The sequence below is a fragment of the Methylobacterium oryzisoli genome (assembly GCF_046557895.1).
Lineage (GTDB): Bacteria > Pseudomonadota > Alphaproteobacteria > Rhizobiales > Beijerinckiaceae > Methylobacterium > Methylobacterium oryzisoli.
The window spans coordinates 166,920-192,213 of sequence record NZ_JBKIBX010000007.1 but is presented as its reverse complement, the minus strand read 5'-3'; the positions used below and the strand labels follow the sequence as shown (position 1 = coordinate 192,213).

Here is a 25,294-nt window from a genome sequence, read left to right as displayed (position 1 = left end):
GGGACGGCCGGAACCGACGCAGCCACCGCCCGGAGCGTGCCCGCCCGCATCGCCGCGCGGCTCAGTACACCCGCGCCTTCGGCTCGATGTACGCGATGTCGTTGGACATCGTGTAGGTGTGCACCGGCCGGTAATCGATCGTGACCTTGCGGCCTTCCGGGTCGAGCCACGCGAGGGTGTGCTTCATCCACTCCTTGTCGTCGCGGTCCGGAAAATCCTCGCGGGCATGCGCGCCGCGGGACTCGGTGCGGTTGACCGCCGATTCCATGGTCACGACCGCCTGGCCGATCAGGTTGTCGAACTCCAGCGTTTCGAGGAGGTCGGTGTTCCAGACCAGCGAGCGGTCGGTGACCCGGATGTCGTCGATGCCCGACCAGACCTTGTGGATGAGGTGCTTGCCCTCCTCCAGCACCTCGCCGGTGCGGAAGACCGCGCAGTTGTTCTGCATCGTCTTCTGCATGTCGAGGCGCAGCTCCGCGGTGGCCACACCGCCATCCGCGTAGCGGAAGCGGTCGAGGCGGGCGAGGGCCTTGTCGGCGGAATCCTTCGGCAGGTCGGGCAGGCGGCCGTTGGCCTCGACGATCTCGGCGCAGCGCAGGCCCGCCGCGCGGCCGAACACCACGAGGTCGATGAGCGAGTTCGAGCCGAGGCGGTTGGCGCCGTGCACCGACACGCAGGCCGCCTCGCCGATCGCCATCAGGCCCGGCACCACGTAGTCGGGATTGCCGTCCTTCAGGGTCAGCACCTCGCCGTGATAGTTCGTCGGGATGCCGCCCATGTTGTAGTGGACCGTGGGCAGGACCGGGATCGGCTCCTTCGTCACGTCGACGCCCGCGAAGATCTTGGCGGATTCCGAGATGCCGGGCAGGCGCTCGTGCAGGATCTTGGGGTCGAGGTGGTCGAGGTGCAGGAAGATGTGGTCCTTGGTCTTGCCGACGCCGCGGCCGGCGCGGATCTCCATGGTCATGGAGCGCGAGACCACGTCGCGCGAGGCGAGGTCCTTGGCCGACGGCGCGTAGCGCTCCATGAAGCGCTCGCCCTCGGCGTTCGTCAGGTAGCCGCCCTCGCCGCGCGCGCCCTCCGTGATCAGGCAGCCCGCACCGTAGATGCCGGTCGGGTGGAACTGCACGAACTCCATGTCCTCCAGCGCGAGGCCGGCGCGCAGCACCATCGCGTTGCCGTCGCCCGTGCAGGTGTGCGCGGAGGTCGCCGAGAAATAGGCCCGTCCGTAGCCGCCCGTCGCCAGGATGGTCATGGCGGCGCGGAAGCGGTGGATCTCGCCGGTCGACTGGTCGAGGGCGATCACGCCGCGGCAGCGCCCGTCCTCGTCCATGATCAGGTCGAGGGCGAAGTACTCGATGAAGAAGTTGGTCTTGGCCTTGGCCGCCTGCCCGTAGAGGGTGTGCAGCATGGCGTGGCCGGTGCGGTCGGCGGCCGCGCAGGTGCGCTGGGCGGTGCCCTTGCCGTAGTCGGTGGTCATGCCGCCGAAGGGGCGCTGGTAGATCTTGCCCTCGGCCGTGCGCGAGAACGGCACGCCCCAGTGCTCCAGCTCGTAGACGGCGGCGGGGGCGTTGCGCACGAGGTACTCGATCGCGTCCTGGTCGCCGAGCCAGTCCGACCCCTTCACGGTGTCGTACATGTGCCAGCGCCAATCGTCCGGCCCCATGTTGCCGAGCGAGGCCGAGATGCCGCCCTGCGCCGCCACCGTGTGCGAGCGGGTCGGGAACACCTTGGTGATGCAGGCGGTGCGCAGCCCCGCCTGCGAGCAGCCGACCGTGGCGCGCAGGCCCGCGCCGCCCGCGCCGACGACGACGACGTCGAACGAGTGATCGACGATGGGGTAGGCCTTGCCGTTCTGGGCCGGCGCCGCGGTTCCGTTCGTGGCCATGGAGCGTGTTCCCTGAGGTCTAGACGAGGGTCCGGAGACTGACCCGCACGATGGCGTAGAGGCAGGCGACCGCCACGACGACGCAGTAGAAGGTGTTGGCGATCACCGCCGCGATCCTCAGGCCCTTGTCGTGGACGTAGTCCTCGATGACGATCTGGAGGCCCATCCGCATGTGGTTGGTGACAGAGAGGACGCCGAGGATCAGCAGGATCGCGACGAGCGGATGCGACACGAGCCGGACCGCGTCCTCGTAGGAGCGGCCGGCGCAGAGCGCGACGATCACCACGAAAGAGAGGATCAGCGGCACGTTCGAGACCGCGGTGACGCGGTGCATCCACCACTCGCTCGTCCCGTGATGGGCCGGCCCCAGGCCCTTGGCGCGGGCGTAGGAGGTGCGGATGGAGCGGGTGGCTTCGGGACGGTTGTCGACCATGACGGTTCCCCCTCAGCGCGCCAGCAGGGCCGCGGCCCAGATCACGACGGTGAGCACCGCCGAGCCGACGAGCGTGTACTTCGCCATGGCGATGCGGGTGCCGGGCTCCATGCCGTGGCCGAAATCCCAGACGAGATGCCGGATGCCGCCCAGCATGTGGTGCATCAGGATCCAGGTGTAGACGAAGATCACCAGCCGCCCGAGGATCGAGCCGTAGAGCCACGCCACCGGATCGTAGGCCGCCTTGCCGGAGGCGAGCGCCACGAGCCAGATCGCCACGAGCGCCGTGCCGCCGTAGAGCGCGACGCCGGTGATGCGGTGGACCACCGACATCGCCATGGTCCAGGTCCAGCGGTAGATCTGGAGGTGCGGCGAGAGCGGTCGGGCCACGGCGGGCCTGACGATTTCGGCCATGATGCGATCCTTGTTGGACGAGGCTGCTGAACTCTGGTCCGGCTCTAAACTAAGGCGCTCGGCCGCTCCGTCACGGGGCGGCGGCGCACCCCGCGGGCAGCCGGGCACCCGGCATCGAGCCTATCTCTCCTTGGAAATGGTCCGGTTCGCAATTCGGTTCTCGTTGACGCAGGCTTCGCGTCCGGCGAAGGATCGACGCCCGCCATCCCCCTCGCGGCCGCTCGCGACGGAGATCAACCTTCGTAGCCTGCGCAGGATCCTCAGCCGGGAGATCGCGGCCCGCCATGCATTTCGACCTCGTCGACCTCAGCCTCTTCCGCCACGTCGTCGAGGCCGGCTCGATCACCCAGGGGGCGGGCCGGGCCAACCTCGCGCTGGCTGCGGCGAGCCACCGCATCCGGGCGATGGAGGCGTCCCTCGGCGCCGCCCTCCTCACCCGCGCCCGCCAGGGCGTCACGCCGACGCCGGCCGGGCGCACCCTCCTGTCGCATGCCCGCGCGATCCTCTCGGGCGTCGAGCGCCTGCAGACCGACCTCGCGGCCTTCGCGGGCGGCGCCGCCGGGCAGATCCGCGTCCTGTCGAACACCAACGCGCTGACCGAGTTCCTGCCCGAGGCCCTCTCCGCCTACCTGACCCTGCATCCGGGCGTCAGCGTCGAGATCGAGGAGCGGCTCTCCGACGAGATCGTCGGGCTCGTGGCGGAGGGCGTGGCCGATCTCGGCCTCGTGGCCGCCACCGTCGAGACGGGGACGCTCCAGACCTATCCGTTCCGCCGCGACCGCTTCGTGCTCGCGGTCGCCCAGGGTCATCCGCTGGCCGCGCGCGGCTCGGTGAGCTTCGCGGAGGTGCTGGGGCACGACATGGTGGGGCTCGACCGGGCGAGCGCGCTCACGCGCTTCCTGCTCACCAAGGCGGCACGGATCGGGCAGCCCCTGCGCCTGCGGGTGCAGCTGCGCGGCTTCGACGCGGTCTGCCGCCTCGTCGAGTGCCGGGTCGGAGTCGGCATCGTGCCGGAGACCACGGCGCGGCGCGCCGCCCGCACCATGGGCATCGCCATCGTCGCGCTCGACGACCCCTGGGCGCTGCGGGACCTGACGATCTGCGTGCGCGACCTTGCGGCCCTCCCCCCGTTCGCGCAGGATTTCGTCACCCACCTGCGGGCGCAGGAGGCCTGACGGCCCGCCCCGCCGCCCACATCAGGAGAACCCGTGCAGAAGCCGCTCGCAGGCATCAAGGTGCTCGAACTCGCCCGCATCCTCGCCGGGCCCTGGACCGGCCAGCTGCTCGCCGATCTCGGGGCGGACGTCGTCAAGGTCGAGCGGCCCGTGGTCGGCGACGACACGCGCAGCTGGGGACCGCCCTTCGTCGAGGCCGCCGACGGCGGCACCCTCTCGGCCTCCTACTTCCACTCCGCCAATCGCGGGAAGCGCTCGGTCGCGGCCGATTTCGAGACCGAGGAGGGCCGGGCGGTGGTCCGGCGCCTCGCCGCGCACGCGGACGTGGTGATCGAGAACTTCAAGGTCGGGGGCCTGCGGAAGTACGGGCTCGACCACGAGAGCCTGCGGGCGCTGAACCCGCGCCTCATCACCTGCTCGGTCACGGGCTTCGGCCAGGACGGCCCCTACGCGCCGCGCCCCGGCTACGACTTCATGATCCAGGGCCTCGGCGGGATCATGTCGCTCACCGGCGAGCCGGCGGGCGAGCCGGTGAAGACGGCCGTGGCCTTCGCGGACGTGTTCACGGGCGTCTACGGCACGGTGGCGATCCTGGCCGCGCTCCAGGGCCGGCACGCCACGGGCGAGGGCTGCCATATCGACATGGCGCTCCTCGACACGCAGGTCTCGGTGCTCGGCAACCAGGCGCTGGTCTACCTCGTGTCGGGCCTGCTGCCGCCGCGCATGGGCAACGAGCACACCAGCATCGTGCCCTATCAGGTGTTTCCGGCCGCGGACGGGCACGTCATCGTGGCCTGCGGCAACGACGGGCAGTTCGAGCGATTCTGCGGGGTGCTCGGCACCGCGTGGCACCGCGACGAGGCCTACGCCACCAATCCGGGCCGGGTGCGGAACCGGGCGGTGCTGATCCCGCTCATCGCAGCCGAGACGCGCCGCCACCCGAAGGCCGACCTGCTGGCGCGGCTCACCGCCGTGAACGTGCCGGTGGGACCGATCAACGACCTGGCGGAGGTGTTTTCCGATCCGCAGGTGCTCCATCGCGGGCTGCGGGTCGACCTGCCCGAGCCGCGCGCGGTGGGCGGCCACGTGCCGAGCGTGCGCTCGCCGATCGTCATCGACGGGGCGCCGATGGTGGCCGCCACCGCCTCGCCGCAGGTGGGCGACCACACGGAGGAGGTCCTGGCGGATCCCGGCTGGGGCGGATGAGCCCGAATCCGCTCTGCGCCCTCCGGCCGATGGGACTTGCGGGTTTCGGACCGTGGATCCGACCGGTACGGTGGCCGCCCGCCCGAGGCTGATCCAGGCCCGGCGGGTGCCGCGATCGGAGCGATCCGATCCACGATCGATCGAGGGAGGAGACGAGAACCCGATGCGCGAGAGCAAGCCCCCCCGCAGCGGCGGCCAGATCCTCGTCGACCAGCTCTCGGTGCACGGCGTCACCGACATCTTCTGCGTGCCGGGCGAGAGCTACCTCGCGGTGCTCGACGCGCTGCACGATTCGGCGATCCGGCTGACGGTCTGCCGCCAGGAGGGCGCCGCCGCGATGATGGCGGAGGCCGCCGGCAAGCTCACCGGCCAGCCCGGCATCTGCTTCGTCACCCGCGGCCCCGGCGCCATGAACGCGGCGCCCGGCCTCCACGTGGCGCGCCAGGATTCGACCCCGCTGATCCTGTTCGTCGGGCAGATCGAGCGCGGCGCGCGCGAGCGCGAGGCCTTCCAGGAACTCGACTACCGGGCTGTGTTCGGCACCGTGGCGAAGTGGGTGACGGAGGTCGACGACCCGGCCCGGCTGCCCGAACTCGTCTCGCGCGCCTTCCACGTGGCGACGGCCGGGCGGCCCGGACCGGTGGTGGTGGCCCTGCCGGAGGACATGCTCACCGAGCAGGCCGCCGTCCCGGATGCCGAGCCCTGCGTGCCGGTCGAGACCCATCCGGCGCTCAACCAGATGGTGGCGCTCCAGAAGCTCCTGGCGGACGCCGAGCGCCCGCTGGCGATCCTCGGCGGCAGCCGCTGGAGCCCGGGCGCGGTGCGGCGCTTCGCACGCTTCGCCGACCTTTTGTCCCTGCCGGTCTCCTGCTCGTTCCGCCGCCAGGGCCTCTTCCCGGCCGATCACTCCTGCTACGCGGGCGATCTCGGGCTCGGCGTGAACCCGAAGCTCCTCGCGCGCATCCGCGAGGCCGACCTCCTGCTCCTCGTGGGCGGGCGCCTCTCCGAGATCCCCTCTCAGGGCTACACGCTCCTCGACATTCCGGGGCCGGCGCAGCGGCTGGTGCACGTCCACCCGGACCCGGAGGAACTCGGCCGGGTCTACCGGCCGCACCTCGCCATCAACGCGAGCCCGGCCGCCTTCGCGGCGGCGATCGAGACCGTGCAGCCGCCCGCCCGCCTGCCCTGGGCCGCCGGCACGGCCGAGGCCCACGCGGATTACCTCGCCTGGAGCGACCCGGCGGGCATCCGCACGCCGGGCGAGCTTCAGATGAGCGGCGTCATGGCCCACCTGCGCGAGGCGCTGCCGGCGGACGCGATCCTGTGCAACGGGGCGGGCAACTTCGCCACCTGGGTGCACCGGTTCTGGCCCTTCCGGGCCTTCGACGGGCAGCTCGCCCCGACCTCCGGCTCGATGGGCTACGGCGTGCCCGCCGCGGTGGCCGCCAAGCGACTGCTGCCGGAGCGCACCGTGGTGGCGGTGGCGGGCGACGGCGACTTCCTGATGAGCGGGCAGGATTTCGCCACGGCCGTGCAGTACGACCTGCCGATCGTCGTCATCGTCGTGGACAACGGGATGTACGGCACGATCCGGATGCACCAGGAGCGCGAGTACCCCGGCCGCGTCTTCGGCACGGCGTTGCGCAACCCGGACTTCGCCGCCTACGCCACCATCTTCGGCGGCTACGGCGAGCGGGTGACGCGCAATGAGGAATTCCCGGCGGCCCTCGCCCGGGCCCTGGCCTCCGGCCTGCCCGCCATCCTCCACTGCCCGATCGACCCCGAGGCGATCACCCCGACCACGACCCTGACCGCCCTGCGCGAGCGCGCCCGCCCGGCCTGAGGGCCGGGCCGCCGCGCCCTCGTCATTGCCTCGCGCGCTCGCCCGCGCCATCTTGCCCAAACCAGCCGTCCGTGCTCTTGCCCGCAGGCGCGAGCCGCGCGGGCTCAGGTCCGTCATCGGACTGAAACACAACAGACCCATCAGGGCCCGCGTCACTGGAGGAGACGAGGCGTCATGGCGCTGACCGGTATCGTTCGCAACGGGCTGGCCCTGATCGGGCTCGCCGCGGCCACGCCCGCGCTCGCGGTCACCGAGCTGCAATGGTGGCACGCCATGGTCGGCGCCAACAACGACGCGGTGAACCGCCTCGCCGAGGAATTCAACGCCTCGCAGAGCGAGTACCGCATCGTCCCGGCCTACAAGGGCACCTATCCGGAGACGCTGAACGCCGGCATCGCGGCCTTCCGGGCCGGCACCGCGCCGCACGTCATGCAGGTGTTCGAGGTCGGCACCGCCACCATGATGGCCGCCAAGGGCGCGGTGAAGCCGGTCTACCAGCTGATGAAGGACGCGGGCGAGCCGTTCGACCCGGCCCGCTACCTCCCGGCCATCACCGGCTACTACTCCACCTCGAAGGGCGAGATGCTGTCGCTGCCCTTCAACTCGTCCTCCATGGTGATGTGGGTCAACCGCGACGCCCTGCGCAAGGCCGGGCTCGACCCGAACGCCCCGCCCAAGACGTGGCCGGCCGTGTTCGAGGCCGCCAAGGCGCTGAAGGGCGCGGGCTTCACCACCTGCGGTTTCTCCAACACCTGGGTGACCTGGGCGCACCTGGAGCAGCTCTCGGCGTGGCACGACGTGCCGCTCGCCACCAAGGCGAACGGCCTCGACGGCTTCGACACCAGCCTGACCCTGAACGGACCGCTGCAGGTCAAGCACCTCGCCAACCTGGCGGACCTGCAGAAAGAGAAACTGTTCGACTACTCGGGCCGCTACGACAACGGCTTCGGCCGCTTCACCTCGGGCGAGTGCCCGCTCTTCCTCGGCTCCTCGGGCTCCTACGGGCAGGTGCGCAACAACGCCAAGTTCGACTGGGCGGCCGCCCCCATGCCCTACTATCCGGACGCGCCGAACGCGCCCCAGAACAGCATCATCGGCGGCGCCTCGCTCTGGGTGATGGGCGGCAAGTCGGCCGAGGAGTACAAGGGCGTCGCGAAGTTCTTCAGCTTCCTGTCGGACACCGACCGGCAGGCCAAGCTGCACCAGACCACCGGCTACCTGCCGATCACCAAGGCGGCCTACGAAAAGTCGAAGGCGGACGGCTACTACGACAAGAACCCAGCCCTCGAAGTGCCGATCCGGGAACTCACCAACAAGCCGCCGACCGAGAATTCCCGCGGCCTGCGCCTCGGCAACATGCCGCAGATGCGCGACGTCTGGGCCGAGGAGATCGAGGCGGCGCTCGCGGGCAAGAAGACCGCCAAGGAGGCGCTCGACGAGGCGGTCACGCGCGGCAACACGATCCTGCGCCAGTTCGAGCGTCAGGCCAACCGCTGAGAGTATGGTGGGACCCGAACGCGTGACCTTCCGGGGCTGGCTCCTGCCGCTGGCCCTGCTCACCCCGCAGCTCGCCGTCGTCGGCCTGTTCTTCTACTGGCCGGCCGTGCAGGCCGTGGGCCAGTCCTTCCTGGCGCAGGACGCGTTCGGGCTCTCCACCGAGTTCGTCTGGTTCGAGAACTACCGGGCGCTCTTCTCGGACCCGGCCTATTACGACGCGCTCGGCGTCACGGCCGTTTTTTCGGCCGCGGTGGCGGGCCTCTCGCTCGGCATCGCGCTGCTGCTCGCCGCGATGGCCGACCGCGAGATCCGCGGGGGCGGCCTCTACCGCACCCTGCTGATCTGGCCCTACGCGGTCGCCCCCGCGGTGGCGGGCGTGCTGTTCGGCTTCCTGTTCCAGCCCTCGCTCGGCATCGTGGCGCAGCTCCTGCGCGACCTCGGCATCGCCTGGAACCCGCTCCTCGACGGGACCGACGCCCTGGTGCTGGTGGTGCTCGCCGCCGCCTGGAAGCAGATCTCCTACAACTTCCTGTTCTTCCTCGCCGGCCTCCAGGCCATTCCGCGCAGCGTGATCGAGGCGGCGGCCATCGACGGGGCGGGACCGGCACGGCGGTTCTGGACCATCGTCTTCCCGCTTCTCTCCCCCACCACCTTCTTCCTGCTCGTCGTCAACGTGGTCTACGCCTTCTGCGAGACGTTCGGGATCATCGACGTGCTGACCGCGGGCGGGCCGGGCCGGTCGACCCAGACCCTCGTCTACAAGGTCTACCAAGACGGCCGCATCGGCGCCGATCTCGGCGGCTCGGCGGCCCAATCCGTGGTGCTGATGGCGATCGTGATCGGCCTCACGGCGATCCAGTTCCGCTACGTGGAGCGCCGGGTCGCGTACTGAGAGCGCGTGGCTCTCCTCCACGGTGCGGCGCGCCGGCATCCGGGCCCCGTGAACCCAGGGCACGGCTGGGCCGTTGTCCGGGGGATCCGGAGACCGCCATGCCCCGCCTGCCTCTCAGCCTCTTCGCCCTCTGCCTCGCGGCCGCGCCCGCTCTCGCCCAGACCGCCGCCGCGCCGCCTCCCGTCTTGAGCGAAGCGCCGGCCGGCGCGATGCGCGCCTCGGCCTTCAAGGGCGTGCCGGTGATCGGCATGGACCACGTGCGGATCGGGACCATCGAGGATCTGCTGCTCGGCCCCGACGGCCGCGTCACCGCGGTGGTGGTCGGGACCGGCGGCTTCCTCGGCCTCGGCGAGAAGAAGGTCGCGGTGCCCTTCGAACGCTTCGCCTGGAACGCGGGCGATGGGGCGACGGGGCCGCGCTCCTACACCACGCCCGAGTCGACGCCGAGCGAGGCGCGGGCCGACAGCGCCGGCCCCGGGACCATGCCGGGCGCGCAGGCGAGCAACGAGGTGCTGGCCGCCGTGGAGGAACGCCGCAGCGGCGACGTCAGCGACACCACGGGCTCGGTCGCGGCGCAGCAGCCGCGCGGCCGCGCCACCGTGCCCCTGGTCGGGCCGAGCGGCGGCCCGAAGGAGGCCGAGGTGCGGATGACGAAGGCCGAGTTCGAGGCCGCCCCCGCGTTCCGCTTCGAGGCGGAGACGAAGTAACCGGCCTCAGACGACGCCGGCCCGCAGCAGGTCGTGGATGTGCAGGATCCCGACCGGCCGGCCGTCCTCGACCACGAACAGCGCCGTGATGCGGGCGCGGTTCATCACCTCCAGGGCGGAGCTGGCGAAGACGCCGGCCGCGGTGGTGATGGGGCCGGGCGTCATCACGGCGTCCACCCGGCGGTTGAGCAGGTCGGCATCCATGTGCCGGCGCAGGTCGCCGTCGGTGATCATGCCGGCGAGCCGCCCCTGATCGTCGAGCACGCCCGTGCAGCCGAAGCGCTTGCCCATCATGGCGGGCAGCGCCTCCGCCATGGTGATGCCGCTCGCCACCAGCGGCAGCTCGTCGCCCACATGCATCAGCTGGCCCACGGTCTTGAGTCGGGCCGCGAGCTTGCCGCCCGGATGGAAGACCTTGAAGTCGCTGGCCGAGAAGCCGCGCCGCTCCAAGAGCGCCACCGCGAGCGCGTCGCCGAGCGCGAGCTGCATCACGCTCGACGAGGTCGGGGCGAGGTTGTGCGGGCAGGCTTCCTTGACGAGCGGCAGCGGCAGCAGGATGTCGGCCGCGAGGCCGAGCGTGCTGGTCGGGTTCGACGTGAAGGCGATCAGCGTCACCGCGAAGCGCTTGGCGAAGCTGATGATGTCCCCGAGTTCCGTGGTCTCCCCCGACCACGACAGGGCGATCACGATGTCCTGGGAGGTGATCATCCCGAGGTCGCCGTGGCTCGCCTCGGTCGGGTGGATGAACGAGGCCGGGGTGCCCGTGGAGGCGAGGGTCGCGGCGATCTTGCGGCCGATATGGCCGCTCTTGCCAATGCCCGAGACGATGACGCGGCCCTGGATGTCGTGGATGGCCGCGACCGCGGCCCCGAACCCGGCCTTCATCTCCCCGTCGAGGGAGCGAGCCAGGGCGAGCAGCGCCTCGGCCTCGGTCCGCACGCTGCGGATGGCGGAGAAATGCGCGGCCTCGACGACCTGTCCCGCGCCGAACGCCTGCGCGGTCCCCGACTGCTCCATGTCACCCCTCGATCGACCTGTTCGGCGGCTCCGGCGGCCGCCGCTCGTGTGGCGGCGAATATCGCCGCTTGCAAGGCGGCGACGATCGCCGCTCGTGAGGCGGCGAAGATCCCCGACCTTTGCGGCCAGAATACGGGTGCCGGCGCGGCCGCGGCACGGGACGCGGGCCGTCCGGACCTCCCCTTGCGCCGTCGTCGCACGCGCCCGACGGGCAGGAACCCGGCCCGGACCCGGTGATTGTGTCGGCACGCCAGCCGGGCGGAATCCGGCGCCCCATCCTCACGGGAGATCCGCATGACCGTCTCGTCGGCCCTGCGCCGCAGCCTCGCCGCCGGCCTCGCGCTGGCCTCCACCGCCGCGCTCGCGGCCCAGCAGCCGGCACCGCCCAAGGCCACCGACGCCTCGCCTCCGGTCGAGGTGACGATCCGCCAGGACGGCGGCACCACCCGCTGCGAGCCCGCGGAACTGCGCCTGCCGGCCGAGACCGACGTGACGCTCACGCTCGTCAACCAAGCGGAACTGCCGGCCACCGTGACGGCGCCGAAGATGTTCGAGAACCGCCAGATCCTGCACCACGACGGCGGCCTCGCCCACATCGCCAACGAATCCGGCTTCACGGTCCGCCCGAGCACGCGCGGCGAGGTGAGGCTGCGCACCCTGGCGGCCGGCGAGTACGATTTCTCCTGCGCCACGACGCGCAACCAGGGCACGCCGACCCGCGGCAAGCTGGTGCTGGTGGCGCCGAACCAGTGAGCCGCGCGTGGGCCGATCTCGGCTTAGCATGGGACCGCCGTCGACGCGGAACATGGCTGGACACGGGCAGCACGGGGAACCCCTCTCCCGTGCGGGCTTGCAGATGCAACATCGCCGAATGAGACGCGGGATCCCCTCTCCCGCTCGGGAGAGGGGATCCCGCGGGTCTGTCGGGTGCCGCGCGTAACGACATCAGGCCGTGCTTGAGGCCCATTGGTGATTTGGCAACCATGTCGGGCCGACACTGGGGTGAGACATGGGGCCGCCGGGGGCGCCCGGCTGGTTGCCGGGCGGTCCCTGGCACACCATCTAAAACCCTGATGCGCTTCACGCTTTCGGCGATCGGACACGATCGTGGCGGCCGAGGCGCAAATCGGCTATGCGGACGCGCGGACCCGCCGCGGCCGCCACGAGAGACAGACCTTGGCAGAGCAAGACGAGACCGGCGCGCCACCGCCCGCCAGCGACATCAAGCCCGTTTCGATCACCGACGAGATGCGCCGCTCCTACCTCGATTACGCGATGAGCGTGATCGTGAGCCGGGCGCTGCCGGACGCGCGCGACGGGCTGAAGCCCGTGCACCGCCGCATCCTCTACTCGATGTACGAGAACGGCTATCTGCCGGACCGCAAGTACGTCAAGTCGGCGCGCATCGTCGGCGACGTGATGGGCCAGTATCACCCGCACGGCGACCAGTCGATCTACGACGCGCTGGTGCGCATGGCCCAGGACTTCGCCATGCGGCTGATGCTGGTGGACGGCCAGGGCAACTTCGGCTCGATCGACGGCGATCCGCCGGCGGCGATGCGCTACACGGAATCGCGGCTCGCCAAGCCCGCGATGGCGCTGCTCGAGGACATCGACAAGGCCACCGTCGACTTCAACCCGAACTACGACGAGTCGAAGGACGAGCCCGCGGTCCTGCCCGCGCGCTTCCCCAACCTCCTCGTCAACGGGGCGGGCGGCATCGCGGTGGGCATGGCCACCAACATCCCGCCCCACAACCTCGGCGAGGTGATCGACGGCTGCGTGGCGCTGATCGACGATCCGGCGCTCACCATCGAGGCCCTGAACGACATCATCCCGGGGCCGGATTTTCCCACCGGCGGCCTGATCCTCGGCCGTGCCGGCACCCGCTCGGCTTACCTGACAGGCCGCGGCTCGGTGATCATGCGGGCGAAGTCGCACACCGAGGAGGTGCGCAAGGAGCGCGAGGCGCTGATCTTCACCGAGATCCCGTATCAGGTGAACAAGGCCTCGCTCGTCGAGAAAATCGCCGAACTGGTGCGCGACAAGCGCATCGAGGGCATCTCGGACCTGCGCGACGAATCCGACCGCGACGGCATGCGCGTCGTGGTGGAGCTCAAGCGCGACGCGATGGCCGACGTCGTGCTCAACCAGCTCTATCGATATACGCCGCTGCAGACCTCGTTCGGCTGCAACATGGTGGCGCTGAACGGCGGGCGTCCGGAACTCCTCAACCTGAAGGACCTGATCCAGGCCTTCATCGACTTCCGCGAGGAGGTCGTCTCCCGCCGCACCAAGTTCCTGCTGCGCAAGGCGCGCGAGCGCGCCCACGTCCTGTGCGGTCTGGCCATCGCGGTCGCCAACATCGACGAGGTGATCCGGCTGATCCGCACCTCGCCGGACCCCAACAGCGCCCGCGAGGCGCTGATGGCCCGCGACTGGCCGGCGTCCGAGATCGCACCGCTGATCGCGCTCGTGGACGATCCCCGCCACCGCGTCGCCGAGGACGGCACCTACCGCCTCTCGGAAGCGCAGGCGCGCGCGATCTTGGACCTGCGCCTGCAGCGCCTCACCGCGCTCGGCCGCGACGAGGTCGGGGACGAGCTGAAGCAGCTCGCCGACGAGATCGCCGACTACCTCGACATCCTGCGCTCGCGCGCCCGCATCCTCGGCATCGTCAAGACGGAGCTCGCGGAGGTGCGGGCCGAGTACGCGACCCCGCGCAAGACCGAGATCCAGGACTACGACTCGAACGTCGAGGACGAGGACCTGATCCAGCGCGAGGACATGGTGGTGACCGTGTCCCACGCCGGCTACATCAAGCGCGTGCCGCTCTCGACCTACCGGGCGCAGCGCCGCGGCGGCAAGGGCCGCTCCGGCATGGCGACCCGCGACGAGGATTTCGTCACCCGGCTGTTCGTGGCCAACACCCATACGCCGGTGCTGTTCTTCTCCTCGCAGGGACAGGCCTACAAGGAGAAGGTCTGGCGCCTGCCGCTCGCGGCGCCGAACGCCCGCGGCAAGGCGCTCGTCAACATCCTGCCCCTCGACCAGGGCGGCGAGCGCATCACCACCATCATGCCGCTGCCGGAGGACGAGGCCTCCTGGGAGACCCTCGACGTGATGTTCGCCACCGCGAGCGGGAACGTGAGGCGCAACAAGCTCTCCGACTTCGTGCAGGTGAACCGTAACGGCAAGATCGCCATGAAGCTCGACGAGGGCGACCACATCGTCCACGTCGAGATCTGCACCGAGGCCGACGACGTGCTGCTGACCACGGCGGCGGGCCAGTGCATCCGTTTCCCGACCACGGACGTGCGCGTGTTCAAGGGACGCGATTCCACGGGCGTGCGCGGCATCAACCTCGCCAAGGGCGACCACGTCATCTCGATGACGATCCTGCGCCACTTCGAGGCGACCCCGGAGGAGCGGCAGGCCTATGTCCGGCGGGCCAACGCCGACCGGCGCGCCACCGGCGAGGCGATCGAGCTGCCGGCCGCGCCCGAGGCGGACGGCGAGGAGACCGCGGCCTCGATCGACCTCGATCAGGACCGCTACATCGCCATGGGGGCGGCCGAGCAGTTCGTGCTCACCCTCTCCGAGCGCGGCTACGGCAAGCGCACCTCGTCCTTCGAGTACCGGATCTCCGGGCGCGGGGGTAAGGGCATCAAGGCGATGGAGGTGAACACCCGCAACGGCCACCTCGTCGCCTCCTTCCCGGTGGAGCCGAGCGACCAGATCATGCTGGTGACGAATGGCGGGCAGCTCATCCGCGTGCCCGTCGACGACATCCGCATCGTCGGCCGCGCCTCGCAGGGCGTGACCGTGTTCAACACCGCGAAGGACGAGCGCGTCGTCTCGGTGGAGCACATCGAGGGCGAGGAAGAGGCCGCCGAGGGGGCGTGAGCGCCCGAGGGCCGTCGAGGAGCGCGATTTCCCCTCTCCCGTGCGGGAGAGGGGTTCCCGCGCCCTCCCTGGTCTCGAATTATTTGCCGGCTAGCCTCACCGCTGCCCGAAGGCGGCATCGCGAAAAAGGTCCTTGAATTCCCGCGGCTGCGAGCGCCAGTACTGCTTGGGCGCCCGCACCCGGGCGCCGAGTTCGGCCGCCGCGTGCCAGGGCCAACGCGGGTCGTAGAGCATGGCGCGGGCGAGCGAGATCGCGTCGGCCCGCCCCTCCTCCAGGATCTGCTCGGCCTGCCGCGGCTCGGTGATGAGACCGACCGCGATGGTGGTGAGGTCGGTGGCCGCCCGCACCCGCTCGGCGAAGGGCACCTGATAGCCCGGACCCAGCACGATCTTCTGCCGAGGCGACACGCCCCCGGTGGAGACGTGGATCGCGGCGGCGCCGCGCGCCTTCAGGGCCTCGGCGAAGGCCACGGTCTGCTCGACCTCCCATCCCTCCTCCACCCAGTCGGTGGCCGAGACCCGCGCCCAGACCGGCTTGCCCGCCGGCACCGCGTCGCGCACCGCGTCGAAGACCTCGAGCGGAAAGCGCATCCGGTTCTCCAGGCTGCCGCCATAGGCGTCGCTGCGCTGGTTGGAGAGCGGCGAGAGGAACTGGTGCAGCAGATAGCCGTGGGCCGCGTGGATCTCGACCGCCTCGATGCCGAGCCGCATGGCGCGCCGGGCGGTGGCCACGAAGGCGTCGCGCACCCGCTTCAGGTCGGCGGCGTCGAGGGCGCGAGGGGCCAGCTCCGCCTCCCCATGCGCCAGCGCGGAGGGCGCTTCGGCGTGCCAGCCCTGGGGCGAATCCGCGGCGACCTGGGCGCCCCCGCGCCAGGGAACCTCGCTCGACGCCTTGCGGCCCGCATGGGCGATCTGGATGCAGAGCGGGATCGGCGCGTAGTCGCGCACGGCCGCGAGCACGCGGCCGAGCTCGCGCTCGCAGGCGTCGTTGTAGAGGCCGAGATCGCCGTAGGTGATGCGCGCCTCGGGCGAGACCGCGGTCGCCTCGATGGTGAGAAGCCCGGCGCCCGACATGGCGAGCTGGCCGAGATGCATCATGTGCCAGTCGCTCGCCTCGCCGTCCCGCGCCGAATACTGGCACATCGGCGCGATGAGGATGCGATTCTCCAGTTCCAGCGCGTCGAGGCGCAGGGGCTGGAACAGACGAGGCGTGCTCATGCCAACAACTCCGTGGCGGACCAGGGCCCTATCTGGCCCGGGATCCCGCCCCGGAGAAGCCCCGCCACGGCATCGGCGGCATGCGGCAGCGGTGATTCAGCCGAGGCCGCGCGCGCGCAGGGCCTCGCCGATTTCGTCCAGGATCAGCGGATCGTCGATGGTCGGCGGCGTGGTCCAGGCCTCGCCGTCGGCGATCTTCTTCATGGTGCCGCGCAGGATTTTTCCCGAGCGCGTCTTCGGCAGCCGCCCGACCGTGAGGGCGAGCTTGAAGGCGGCGACCGGGCCGATGCGCTCGCGCACCAGCGCCACCAGCTCCCGCTCGATCTCGTCGGGTGCGCGCGCCACGCCCGCCTTCAGCACCACGAAGCCGCAGGGCGCCTCGCCCTTGAGGCTGTCGCGCACGCCGATCACCGCGCATTCGGCGACCGAGGGATGCGAGGCCAGCACCTCCTCCATGCCTCCCGTCGAGAGCCGGTGGCCCGCGACGTTGATGATGTCGTCGGTGCGGCCCATGACGTAGACGTAGCCGTCCCGGTCGAGGAAGCCCGCATCCGAGGTGTTGTAGTAGCCCGGATAGGTGGTGAGGTAGCTCTCGCGGAAGCGCTCGTCCTGCCGCCACAGGGTCGGCAGGCAGCCGGGCGGCAGGGGCAGCCTGATCGCGATGGTGCCCATCGTGTCGGCGGCCACGGGCTTGCCGCCCTCGTCGAGCACCTGCACGTCGTAGCCCGGCATCGCCACGGTCGGGCTGCCGTGCTTGACCGGCAGGAGCCCGAGCCCGACCGGGTTGGCGGCGATCGGCCAGCCGGTCTCGGTCTGCCACCAATGGTCGACGACCGGCACGCCCAGGATGCGCTCGGCCCAGGCCACCGTGTCGGGGTCGGCCCGCTCCCCCGCCAGGAAGAGCGTGCGGAAGCGGGAGAGGTCGTGGCCGCGCATCAGCGCCGCCTCCGGATCCTCCTTCTTGACCGCGCGCAGGGCGGTCGGCGCGGTGAACAGGGCCACCGCCCCGGTCTCGGCGATGACGCGCCAGAAGGCGCCCGCGTCCGGCGTGCCGACCGGCTTGCCCTCGAAGAGCACGGTGGTGCAGCCGTGCAGGAGCGGCCCGTAGACGATGTAGGAATGGCCGACGACCCAGCCGACGTCGGAGGCGCACCAATACACCTCGCCCGGCCGGATCCCGTAGAGATTCGGCATCGACCACGCGAGCGCCACGAGGTAGCCGCCCGTGTCGCGCACCACGCCCTTGGGCTTGCCGGTGGTGCCCGACGTGTAGAGGACGTAGAGCGGATCGGTCGCCGCGACTGGCACGCACGCGGCGCGGCGACCGGCGGCGCGCGCGGCCGCCACCGCCTCGGCCCAGTCGCGGTCGCGGCCCTCCACGAGGTCCGCGCGCGCCTGCGGGCGCTGGAGGATCAGGCAGGCCTCCAGCTTGTGCTGCGACAGGCGGCAGGCCTCGTCGAGCAAGGGCTTGTAGGCGACGGTGCGGCCCGGCTCGATGCCGCAGGAGGCCGCGAGCACCACCTTCGGCGCCGCATCCTCGATGCGCGCCGCGAGCTCCTTGGCGGCGAAGCCCCCGAACACCACGGAATGCACGGCCCCCAGCCGCGCGCAGGCGAGCATGCCGAACAGGGCCTCGGGCACCATCGGCATGTAGAGCACCACGCGGTCGCCCCGCTCCACGCCGAGGTCGCGCAGCACGCCCGCCAGCGTCGCCACCTCGTCCTGCAATTCCGCGTAGGAGATGCGGCGCTTGGTGCCGGTGACGGGGGACTCGTACAGGATCGCCGCCTGCTCGCCCCGCCCCGCCGCCACGTGCCGGTCGACGGCGTTGTGGCAGGCATTGACCTCGGCCTCCATGAACCAGCGGCCGTAGACCCCGGCCTGCGGATCGAAGACCCGGTCGGCAGGCTTGGCCCATTCGATCGCCCGCGCCGCCTCGGCCCAGAACGCCGCCGGATCCGCCTGCCAGGCGGCGTAGACCTCCGGGTAGCGGCTCGTGCCCGCGTCCATGGCTGGCATCATGGTTTCGTCCCCGTCAGAACAGGCCGCCTTCCGCGGTCTCACATCCTGATTAGATCACGGAAGGCGGGCGTTGAATCGGCCGATGCGCTTAGATCTTTCGTCGCCGTCGGGGCGGCGCCGACCTTTGCATCGCGCAGGCGCGATCGGTCGGGCTACACTCGGGCCGGCGCGGGCGCTGGCGCGCCGCGAACGGGAGGACGACGTCATGACCGCCGAGACCATCTACGACCGTGGCCTCGACCGGAACCCGGCCAACTTCCAGCCGCTCACGCCCCTGAGCTTCCTGGAGCGGGCGGCCTCGGTGTTTCCGGACCACGTGGCGGTCATCCACGGCTCCCTGCGGCGCAGCTACCGCGACCTCTACGCCCGCACCCGGCGGCTCGCCTCGGCGCTCGCCCGCCACGGCATCGGGCGGGGCGACACGGTGGCGGTGATGCTCGCCAACACGCCTGCGATGATCGAGTGCCACTACGGGGTGCCGATGACGGGCGCGGTGCTCAACACCCTCAACACCCGCCTCGATCCGGCGATCCTGGCCTTCTGCCTCGATCACGGCGAGGCCAAGGTGCTGATCACCGACCGCGAATTCGCCCGCGTGATGGGGCCGGCCCTGGCGCAAGCCAAGGTCAAGCCGCTGGTGATCGACTACGACGACCCGGAATACGCGGGCGAGGGCCAGCGCCTCGGTGCGACCGAGTACGAGGATTTCCTCGCCTCCGGCGATCCCGACCACGCGTGGGCCATGCCGGGGGACGAGTGGGACGCGATCTCGCTGAACTACACCTCCGGCACCACGGGCGACCCGAAGGGCGTGGTCTATCACCATCGCGGCGCGGCCCTGCTCGCGGTCGGCAACGTGGTCACGGGCACGCTGGGCAAGCATCCGGTCTATCTCTGGACGCTGCCGATGTTCCATTGCAACGGCTGGTGCTTCCCCTGGACGCTCTCGGTGGTGGCGGGCACGCATGTCTGCCTGCGGCAGGTGCGCGCCAAGGCGATGTACGACGCCATCGCGGATCACGGCGTCACCCATCTGTGCGGGGCGCCGATCGTGATGTCGCTCCTCATCAACGCCCCCGAGGCGGAGCGGCGCGCCCTCCCCCACCGGGTCGCGTTCTTCACCGCCGCCGCGCCGCCCCCGGAGGCGGTGCTCGCCGGCATGGCGGAGGCGGGGTTCGACGTCACGCACCTCTACGGCCTCACCGAGACCTATGGCCCGGCGGTGGTGAACGAGTGGCACGCCGACTGGGACGCGCTGACCAAGCCCGAACAGGCCGCCCGCAAGGCCCGGCAGGGCGTGCGCTACCCGCCGCTCGAAGCCCTCGACGTGCTCGACCCCGAGACGATGCGGCCGGTGCCGGCGGACGGCGAGACGCTGGGCGAGGTGATGTTCCGCGGCAACGTGGTGATGCGCGGCTACCTCAAGAACCCGAAGGCCACCCAGGCCGCCTTCGCGGGCGGCTGGTTCCACTCGGGCGACCTCGGCGTGAAGCACCCGGACGGCTACATCCAGCTCAAGGACCGCTCCAAGGACATCATCATCTCAGGGGGCGAGAACATCTCGTCGATCGAGGTCGAGGAGGCGCTGTTCAAGCACCCGGCGGTGGCCGCCGCCGCCGTGGTGGCCAAGCCCGACGAGAAGTGGGGCGAGACGCCCTGCGCCTTCGTGGAGCTGAAGCCTTCCGAGATGGTCTCGGCCGAGGAACTGATCGGCTGGTGCCGCCAGTCGCTCGCCGGCTACAAGGTGCCCAAGCACGTCGTATTCACCGAACTGCCCAAGACCTCGACCGGCAAGATCCAGAAATTCGTGCTGCGCGAGATGGCCAAGGCCCTCTGAAGCGCCCTGCGGGCGTCGGCGGGGCTCCGGAGGCGTCGCCGGAGCCCCTCCCGGCTCACTGGGTTTCGAGCAGGCGGCGGGCGATGACCTGGGCCTGGATCTCGGCGGCGCCCTCGAAGATCGACAGGATGCGCGCGTCGCAGAGCACGCGGCTGATCTGGTACTCCAGCGCGAAGCCGTTGCCGCCGTGGATCTGCAGCGCGTTGTCGGCCGCCGCCCAGGCCACGCGGGCGCCGAGCAGCTTGGCCATGCCGGCTTCGAGATCGCAGCGCTTGCCCTCGTCCTTCTCGCGGGCCGCGAAGTAGGTGAGCTGGCGGGCGATGTTGATCTCCACCGCCATCATGGCGAGCTTGTCGGCCACCCGCGGGAAGGCGACCAGCGGCTTGCCGAACTGCACCCGCTCCTCGGCGTAGCGCAGGCCGATGTCGAGGGCCGACTGCGCCACCCCGATGGCGCGGGCCGCGGTCTGGATCCGGGCGGATTCGAAGGTCTGCATCAGCTGGGCGAAGCCCTTGCCCTCGACCTCGCCGAGCAGGTTGGCGGCCGGCACCGCGAACCCGTCGAAGGCGAGTTCGTACTCCTTCATGCCGCGGTAGCCGAGCACCTCGATCTCGCCGCCCGACAGGCCCTCCACCGGGAAGGGATCCTCGTCCGTGCCGCGCGGCTTTTCGCCGAGCAGCAGCGAGAGGCCGCGGTGGCCCGGCTCGTCGGGCTTGGTGCGCACCAGCACGGTCATCAGGTCGGCGCGGACCGGGTGGGTGATCCAAGTCTTGTTGCCGTGGATCTTCCAGACATCGCCCTCCTTCACCGCCTTGGTGCGGAGATTGGCGAGGTCCGAGCCGGTGTTCGGCTCGGTGAAGACGGCGGTCGGCAGAATCTCGCCGGAGGCGATCCTGGGCAGGAAGCGGCTCTTCTGCTCCTCGGTGCCGCCGCACAGGATCAGCTCGGCGGCGATCTCCGAGCGGGTGCCGAGCGAGCCGACGCCGATATAGGCGCGCGACAATTCCTCCGAGACCACGCACATCGAGATCTTCGGCAGGCCCATCCCGCCGTATTCTTCCGGGATGGTGAGCCCGAACACGCCGAGTTCCGCCATCTGGGAGATGATCTCCAGGGGGATGTAGGCGTTCCGCAGGTGCCACTCGTGGGCGTGCGGCACGACCTCGGCCTGGCCGAAGCGGCGCATCTCGGAGCGGATCGCCTCCATGTCCTCGTCGAGGCCGGCATCGCCGATCGTGGCGGAGCCCTGGCCCTCGCGGATCAGCCGGACCAGGGCGGCGCGGTGCGCCGCGGTGTTGCCCTCCGCGATCAGCGTCTCGACGGCGGCGGTGCGGTGGCGGGCGACCTCCTGGGCCGTCAGGCCGAGCGAGGTGGTGGGGCGCACCATCTCGCCCTGGCTCATCGGGATGCCGCCGAAGATCTGGTCGAGGTACTCGCCGAGCCCGATGCGCACGAGGAGCGTCTCGGTCTCGCCGAGGCGGCCGGCCTCCCGGAGGCGCTCGGCGTAGGCCGCGAGCTGGTCGACCGCCTCCGCGTAGGTGGCGAGCCACGCCAGCCCATGCGCGGCGTGCTGCTCGGCCTCCAGCCGCTCGGCCGAGAGCCGCCCCTCCGCCGTCGCCACGCTCGCGCGCACGCGCCGGCTGGCATCGGCGGCCAGCGCCTTGGCGGCGGTCGCGGCCTCGCGGGCGAGCGACACGAGGTCGGCGTCGACGGTCAGGGGCGCGGCCTGGGCTGACATGGCTCTCTTCTCCGGCGCAATCTTGTGCGCTGCATGATAGCGGCGAATGCAACGGCTTGTAGAGGGATGCGTCCCCTTGCGTCGCCCCGACCTTCGGGGGGCCGCCCCGAACGGGGGCGGGTCGCCCCGGACGGGGGCTCAGCCCCGGCTGGCGACCGCCACGCCCGCCACCGCCACCACCATGCCGACGACCTGGACCAGGCTCAGGGTCTCGCCGAACAGCCCGAAGGCCATCGCGGCCGAGACCGGCGGCACGAGATAGAACAGGGCCGCGACGCCTGCGACCGCGCCGCGCCGGATCAGCCAGAGCAGGATGGTGATCCCGCCCACCGACAGGCCGAGCACCGACCAGGCGAGGCCCACGAAGACGGGGAGCGACGCGTCGAACCGCCCCTCCTCCAGCAGGAGCGCGAGCGGCAGCGTCATCAGGCCCGCGCCGAGGAACTGCACCGCCGCGTTGGTGCGCAGGTCCACGGCCGCCGCCGTGCGCTTCTGCCACAGGGTGCCGAACGTGATCGCGATCGTGGCGCAGAAGCAGACGCCCAGGGCCGCGGGCGGGATCGCGTCGGCTGCCGCGCCGAGCTTGGGCGCCAGCACCAGCCCGGCGCCGACGAAGCCGACCCCGATGCCGAGCCAGCGCCGGCCCGAGACACGCTCGCCCAGCACCGGCCCGGCGACGAGGGCGGTGAGCAGCGGCTGCAGGCTGGTGACGAGCGCCGCGATGCCGGCGGGCAGCCCCCGGCTCACGGCCCAAAAAACTCCATCGAGATAGACACCCTGGAGCAGGATCCCGGAGACCAGGGCGTCGCGCCAGCCACGCCAGCCGGAGGGCCAGCGCGCCCGCGCCAGCACCGCCACCGTCGTGAGCACGAGAACCGTGCAGAGGTAGCGCAGGCACAGGAAGGTCAGCGGGTCGGCATGCGGCGCCACCAGCCGGGCGACCACGAAGCCGGTCGACCAGATCAGCACGAACGCGGCCGGAGCGAGGCGCGCGGCGAGCGCGGCGGGATCTGGCGTGGTCTTGATCATTCTGCGCGCGCAGGCAGCACGGCCGGGCTTCCGCCGCAAGGGGGCGGACGGCGCACCGCCCCGCTCGCCGTGCATGACGCCGCGCCGTGGCGGAAACGCTCTCTCGCCGAGGCACCGACCGGTGTAGAAGCCGGATCCGCCATGCGCGTCCGCACCGCCTTCGAGATCGCCGCCATCGCGGCCCAGCGCTTCGTCGCGCATGACGGCTGGGCCATCGCGAGCCACATCGCGCTCTCGCTGCTGACCTCGCTGTTTCCCTTCCTGATCCTGCTCACCGCGCTCGCCAGCGTGTTCGGCACCAAGTCGCTGGCCGACGAGGCGGGCAACCTGCTGTTCGAGATCTGGCCCAGCGAGGTCGCCGGGCCGGTGGCGGCCGAGGTGCACCGGGTGCTCACCGAGCAGCGCGGGGGGCTGCTCACCCTCGGCGCGGCGCTCGCCCTCTATTTTTCGTCGAGCGGGGTCGAGAGCCTGCGGGTGGGGCTCAACCGGGCCTACGGCTTGCGCGAGATGCGGCCCTGGTGGCTCACCCGCCTCGAATCGATCGGCTACGTCATCTGCGCGGCCTTCGCGATGCTGGCCTTCACCTTCCTGGTGGTGCTGGGGCCGCTGATGTGGCGCGGGCTGGTGATGGTGGCGCCGGGCCTCGAACCGCTCGGCCTCACCTTCGCGGTGGTGCGGGTCGCGCTCACCGCACTCCTCGTCGCGGTGGTGCTGGTGATCGCCCACAAGTTCATCGCCGCGGGCCGGCGGCCCTGGCACATGGTGCTGCCGGGGGTGGCGGTCACGCTCGGCATGTGGGTGCTGGCGGGCCTCGGCTTCGGCCTCTACCTCGACCGTTTTTCGGGCGCCTACGTCTCCACCTACGGGGGGCTGGCCACCGCGATGGTCTTCCTGATCTTCCTCTACTGGCTCGCCGCCATGTTCCTGTTCGGGGGCGAGATCAACGGCACCGTCATCGCGGCGCGCCGCCGCCGGCTGCAGGCCCGCGCCCAGAGCCGCAAGGACACGATCAAGCTGCTGTGACGCCGGCTCCGCCGGCACGTCCGCCCGGGATCAGTCGCCTTCCGGCCGGAAGACGTAGCCCAGCCCCCGCACCGTCTTGATGAAGCGCGGGTTGGCGGGGTCCGGCTCGACCTTCTTGCGGATGCGGTTGATGCGCACGTCGATCGCCCGGTCGAAGGCGTCCGGGTCGCGGGCATCCGCGAGGTCGAGGAGCCGCTCGCGGCTCATCACCCGCTTGGGGTTGTCGAGGAAGGCCTTGAGCAGGGCGAATTCCGAGCGGGTGAGGATCTGCTCGGCCCCGGTCTCGTCGCGCAGGCGCAGGGTCTCGACGTCCACCAGCATGCGGCCGAAGCGGACGCCGCCCGGCGCGGTCGCGGATGCGGGCTCCGGTTGCACGGGCCGCGCGAGGGCGGCGCGGCGCAGCACCGAGCGCACCCGCGCCACGAGTTCGCGCAGCTCGCAGGGCTTGGGCAGGTAGTCGTCCGCCCCGAGTTCGAGCCCGACCACGCGGTCGATCGGGCTCGCGGTGGCGGTCAGCATGATGATCGGGATGGTGGTGCGCGCCTTGAGGTCGCGCACGATCGACAGCCCGTCCTCCTCCGGCATGTTGAGGTCGAGGACGATCAGGTCGGGGTGGCCCTGCTCCAGGATCCGGCGCAGGGCGCCGCCGCCCTCGCAAAGATCGACCTCGAAGCCGTGCATGCGCAGGTAGTCGCCCACCATCGCGCGGGCGTCGGGCTCGTCGTCCACCACGACGATGCGCTGGCTCGCGGCCGTCATCGGGTGCCCCTCCGGGGGGCGGGAGCGCTCGGGCTGGGGAGAGACACGCGGACCTGCACTGGCCGACACGCAGACTGGGACAAGAGAAGATGCCGACAATGACCGCGAACCGGGACGCCGTCCATGTCGCGGCGCCCGAAGAGGCCCGCAACCCACCGGTTCCGTGCGGCTCAGCCGCGCAACGCCGCGGCGAGGCGCTCGGCGATCCGCTCCCGGGCGCGCCGCGGCAGCGCCCCCGGGGCCTCGTCCTCGATCAGCGCGGCGATCTGCGCCCGCGTCGGACCCGCGGCCCGCATCGGGCCCGACTCGGCATCGCGCGAATCCTGCAGCAGGGCACGCAGGGCTTCGAGATCGTCGCGCCACGGCGCGGGATCCTGCGCGGCCAGCCGGGGCGCGGCGGGAGCGGATTGGATCGTGCAGAGCATGGCCGATCTCCCAGACAAGTCTTTGCCCCGTCGCGAAGGGACGCGGCGGTTGTAGGCAAACACTGTTTCGTGCGGATTGCGTCGTGAACACCCGCGACCGGATGTGCTCTGGCGCACACACCTCGGCGAGCCATGCAGAATCATGCGGTATCCCCGGATTGCTCCGCGTCCCGCGCCGATCTTGCCCGTTCAGAACCGGGGAACGGCCATCTGAACCTTGTTCCGGGCGCGCCGTGCGGTCAGGATGAGCGGGACTGACCGCAAC

The 25,294-nt window shown here is 71.2% G+C and carries 20 protein-coding genes; 10 read left to right on the top strand and 10 right to left on the bottom strand.

What is annotated here, in order from left to right:
• Positions 1–61: 61 nt before the first annotated feature.
• The 3 genes from sdhA to sdhC are packed head-to-tail and all read right to left on the bottom strand — an operon-like array spanning position 62 to position 2,735.
• Positions 62–1,888 carry a succinate dehydrogenase flavoprotein subunit gene (gene sdhA, locus ACKUB9_RS09690; protein WP_407521176.1) on the bottom strand — a complete coding sequence of 609 codons (1,827 nt, stop codon included), beginning with the start codon at positions 1,886–1,888 and terminating at the stop codon, positions 62–64.
• A 19-nt stretch (positions 1,889–1,907) separates the two neighbouring features.
• Positions 1,908–2,321, bottom strand: a complete 414-nt coding sequence (gene sdhD / locus ACKUB9_RS09685; RefSeq protein WP_407521174.1) for a succinate dehydrogenase, hydrophobic membrane anchor protein — start codon at positions 2,319–2,321, stop codon at positions 1,908–1,910.
• Positions 2,322–2,333: 12 nt separating this feature from the next.
• Positions 2,334–2,735, bottom strand: coding sequence for a succinate dehydrogenase, cytochrome b556 subunit (gene sdhC / locus ACKUB9_RS09680; protein ID WP_407521172.1), 402 nt, complete (start codon positions 2,733–2,735; stop codon positions 2,334–2,336).
• 284 nt (positions 2,736–3,019) lie between these two features.
• Between sdhC and ACKUB9_RS09675 the strand changes: the two genes are divergently transcribed.
• The 6 genes from ACKUB9_RS09675 (at position 3,020) to ACKUB9_RS09650 (ending at position 10,055) form a co-directional block, all read left to right on the top strand.
• On the top strand, positions 3,020–3,910 hold the full coding sequence (locus ACKUB9_RS09675; protein WP_407521170.1) for a LysR family transcriptional regulator: 891 nt from the start codon (positions 3,020–3,022) through the stop codon (positions 3,908–3,910).
• Positions 3,911–3,943: 33 nt separating this feature from the next.
• On the top strand, positions 3,944–5,116 hold the full coding sequence (locus tag ACKUB9_RS09670) for a CaiB/BaiF CoA transferase family protein (protein WP_407521168.1): 1,173 nt from the start codon (positions 3,944–3,946) through the stop codon (positions 5,114–5,116).
• Positions 5,117–5,279: 163 nt separating this feature from the next.
• On the top strand, positions 5,280–6,959 hold the full coding sequence (locus ACKUB9_RS09665) for a thiamine pyrophosphate-binding protein (protein ID WP_407521166.1): 1,680 nt from the start codon (positions 5,280–5,282) through the stop codon (positions 6,957–6,959).
• Positions 6,960–7,133: 174 nt separating this feature from the next.
• Entirely contained in the window at positions 7,134–8,456 is a 1,323-nt protein-coding gene (ugpB, locus tag ACKUB9_RS09660) for a sn-glycerol-3-phosphate ABC transporter substrate-binding protein UgpB (protein WP_407521164.1), read from the top strand.
• Between the two features lie 7 nt (positions 8,457–8,463).
• Positions 8,464–9,348, top strand: a complete 885-nt coding sequence (gene ugpA, locus ACKUB9_RS09655; RefSeq protein WP_407521162.1) for a sn-glycerol-3-phosphate ABC transporter permease UgpA — start codon at positions 8,464–8,466, stop codon at positions 9,346–9,348.
• A gap of 98 nt (positions 9,349–9,446) precedes the next feature.
• On the top strand, positions 9,447–10,055 hold the full coding sequence (locus ACKUB9_RS09650) for a PRC-barrel domain-containing protein (RefSeq protein WP_407521160.1): 609 nt from the start codon (positions 9,447–9,449) through the stop codon (positions 10,053–10,055).
• A 6-nt stretch (positions 10,056–10,061) separates the two neighbouring features.
• On the opposite strand, the gene ACKUB9_RS09645 is transcribed toward ACKUB9_RS09650, so the two are convergent.
• A complete protein-coding gene (locus ACKUB9_RS09645) occupies positions 10,062–11,072 on the bottom strand; it encodes a KpsF/GutQ family sugar-phosphate isomerase (protein ID WP_407521158.1) in 1,011 nt (336 codons plus the stop codon).
• A 294-nt stretch (positions 11,073–11,366) separates the two neighbouring features.
• Between ACKUB9_RS09645 and ACKUB9_RS09640 the strand changes: the two genes are divergently transcribed.
• Entirely contained in the window at positions 11,367–11,825 is a 459-nt protein-coding gene (locus ACKUB9_RS09640) for a cupredoxin domain-containing protein (protein WP_407521155.1), read from the top strand.
• A 423-nt stretch (positions 11,826–12,248) separates the two neighbouring features.
• Positions 12,249–14,978: a DNA gyrase subunit A gene (gene gyrA, locus ACKUB9_RS09635; protein WP_407521153.1), complete on the top strand. Its 2,730-nt coding sequence runs from the start codon at positions 12,249–12,251 to the stop codon at positions 14,976–14,978.
• 96 nt (positions 14,979–15,074) lie between these two features.
• On the opposite strand, the gene ACKUB9_RS09630 is transcribed toward gyrA, so the two are convergent.
• Together ACKUB9_RS09630 and ACKUB9_RS09625 are read right to left on the bottom strand one after the other, a co-directional pair.
• Complete coding sequence (locus tag ACKUB9_RS09630) at positions 15,075–16,196, bottom strand: NADH:flavin oxidoreductase/NADH oxidase (RefSeq protein WP_407521151.1); 1,122 nt, start codon at positions 16,194–16,196, stop codon at positions 15,075–15,077.
• Positions 16,197–16,292: 96 nt separating this feature from the next.
• Entirely contained in the window at positions 16,293–18,218 is a 1,926-nt protein-coding gene (locus ACKUB9_RS09625; protein WP_407521149.1) for a propionyl-CoA synthetase, read from the bottom strand.
• A 205-nt stretch (positions 18,219–18,423) separates the two neighbouring features.
• Here ACKUB9_RS09625 and ACKUB9_RS09620 point away from each other — a divergent pair, with 205 nt between their 5' ends.
• Entirely contained in the window at positions 18,424–20,055 is a 1,632-nt protein-coding gene (locus tag ACKUB9_RS09620; RefSeq protein WP_407521147.1) for an acyl-CoA synthetase, read from the top strand.
• A gap of 55 nt (positions 20,056–20,110) precedes the next feature.
• Here ACKUB9_RS09620 and ACKUB9_RS09615 read toward each other — a convergent pair whose 3' ends face one another.
• Together ACKUB9_RS09615 and ACKUB9_RS09610 are read right to left on the bottom strand one after the other, a co-directional pair.
• Complete coding sequence (locus ACKUB9_RS09615; RefSeq protein ID WP_407521145.1) at positions 20,111–21,793, bottom strand: acyl-CoA dehydrogenase family protein; 1,683 nt, start codon at positions 21,791–21,793, stop codon at positions 20,111–20,113.
• A 138-nt stretch (positions 21,794–21,931) separates the two neighbouring features.
• On the bottom strand, positions 21,932–22,822 hold the full coding sequence (locus ACKUB9_RS09610; protein WP_407521143.1) for a DMT family transporter: 891 nt from the start codon (positions 22,820–22,822) through the stop codon (positions 21,932–21,934).
• Between the two features lie 141 nt (positions 22,823–22,963).
• On the opposite strand from ACKUB9_RS09610, the gene ACKUB9_RS09605 reads away from it, so the two are divergent.
• Positions 22,964–23,845 carry a YihY/virulence factor BrkB family protein gene (locus tag ACKUB9_RS09605; RefSeq protein ID WP_407521141.1) on the top strand — a complete coding sequence of 294 codons (882 nt, stop codon included), beginning with the start codon at positions 22,964–22,966 and terminating at the stop codon, positions 23,843–23,845.
• A 30-nt stretch (positions 23,846–23,875) separates the two neighbouring features.
• Here ACKUB9_RS09605 and ACKUB9_RS09600 read toward each other — a convergent pair whose 3' ends face one another.
• Positions 23,876–24,604 carry a response regulator gene (locus tag ACKUB9_RS09600; protein WP_407521139.1) on the bottom strand — a complete coding sequence of 243 codons (729 nt, stop codon included), beginning with the start codon at positions 24,602–24,604 and terminating at the stop codon, positions 23,876–23,878.
• Positions 24,605–24,774: 170 nt separating this feature from the next.
• Positions 24,775–25,029 (bottom strand): hypothetical protein, encoded by a 255-nt coding sequence (locus ACKUB9_RS09595; protein ID WP_407521137.1) that lies wholly within the window; start codon positions 25,027–25,029, stop codon positions 24,775–24,777.
• Positions 25,030–25,294: the final 265 nt, after the last annotated feature.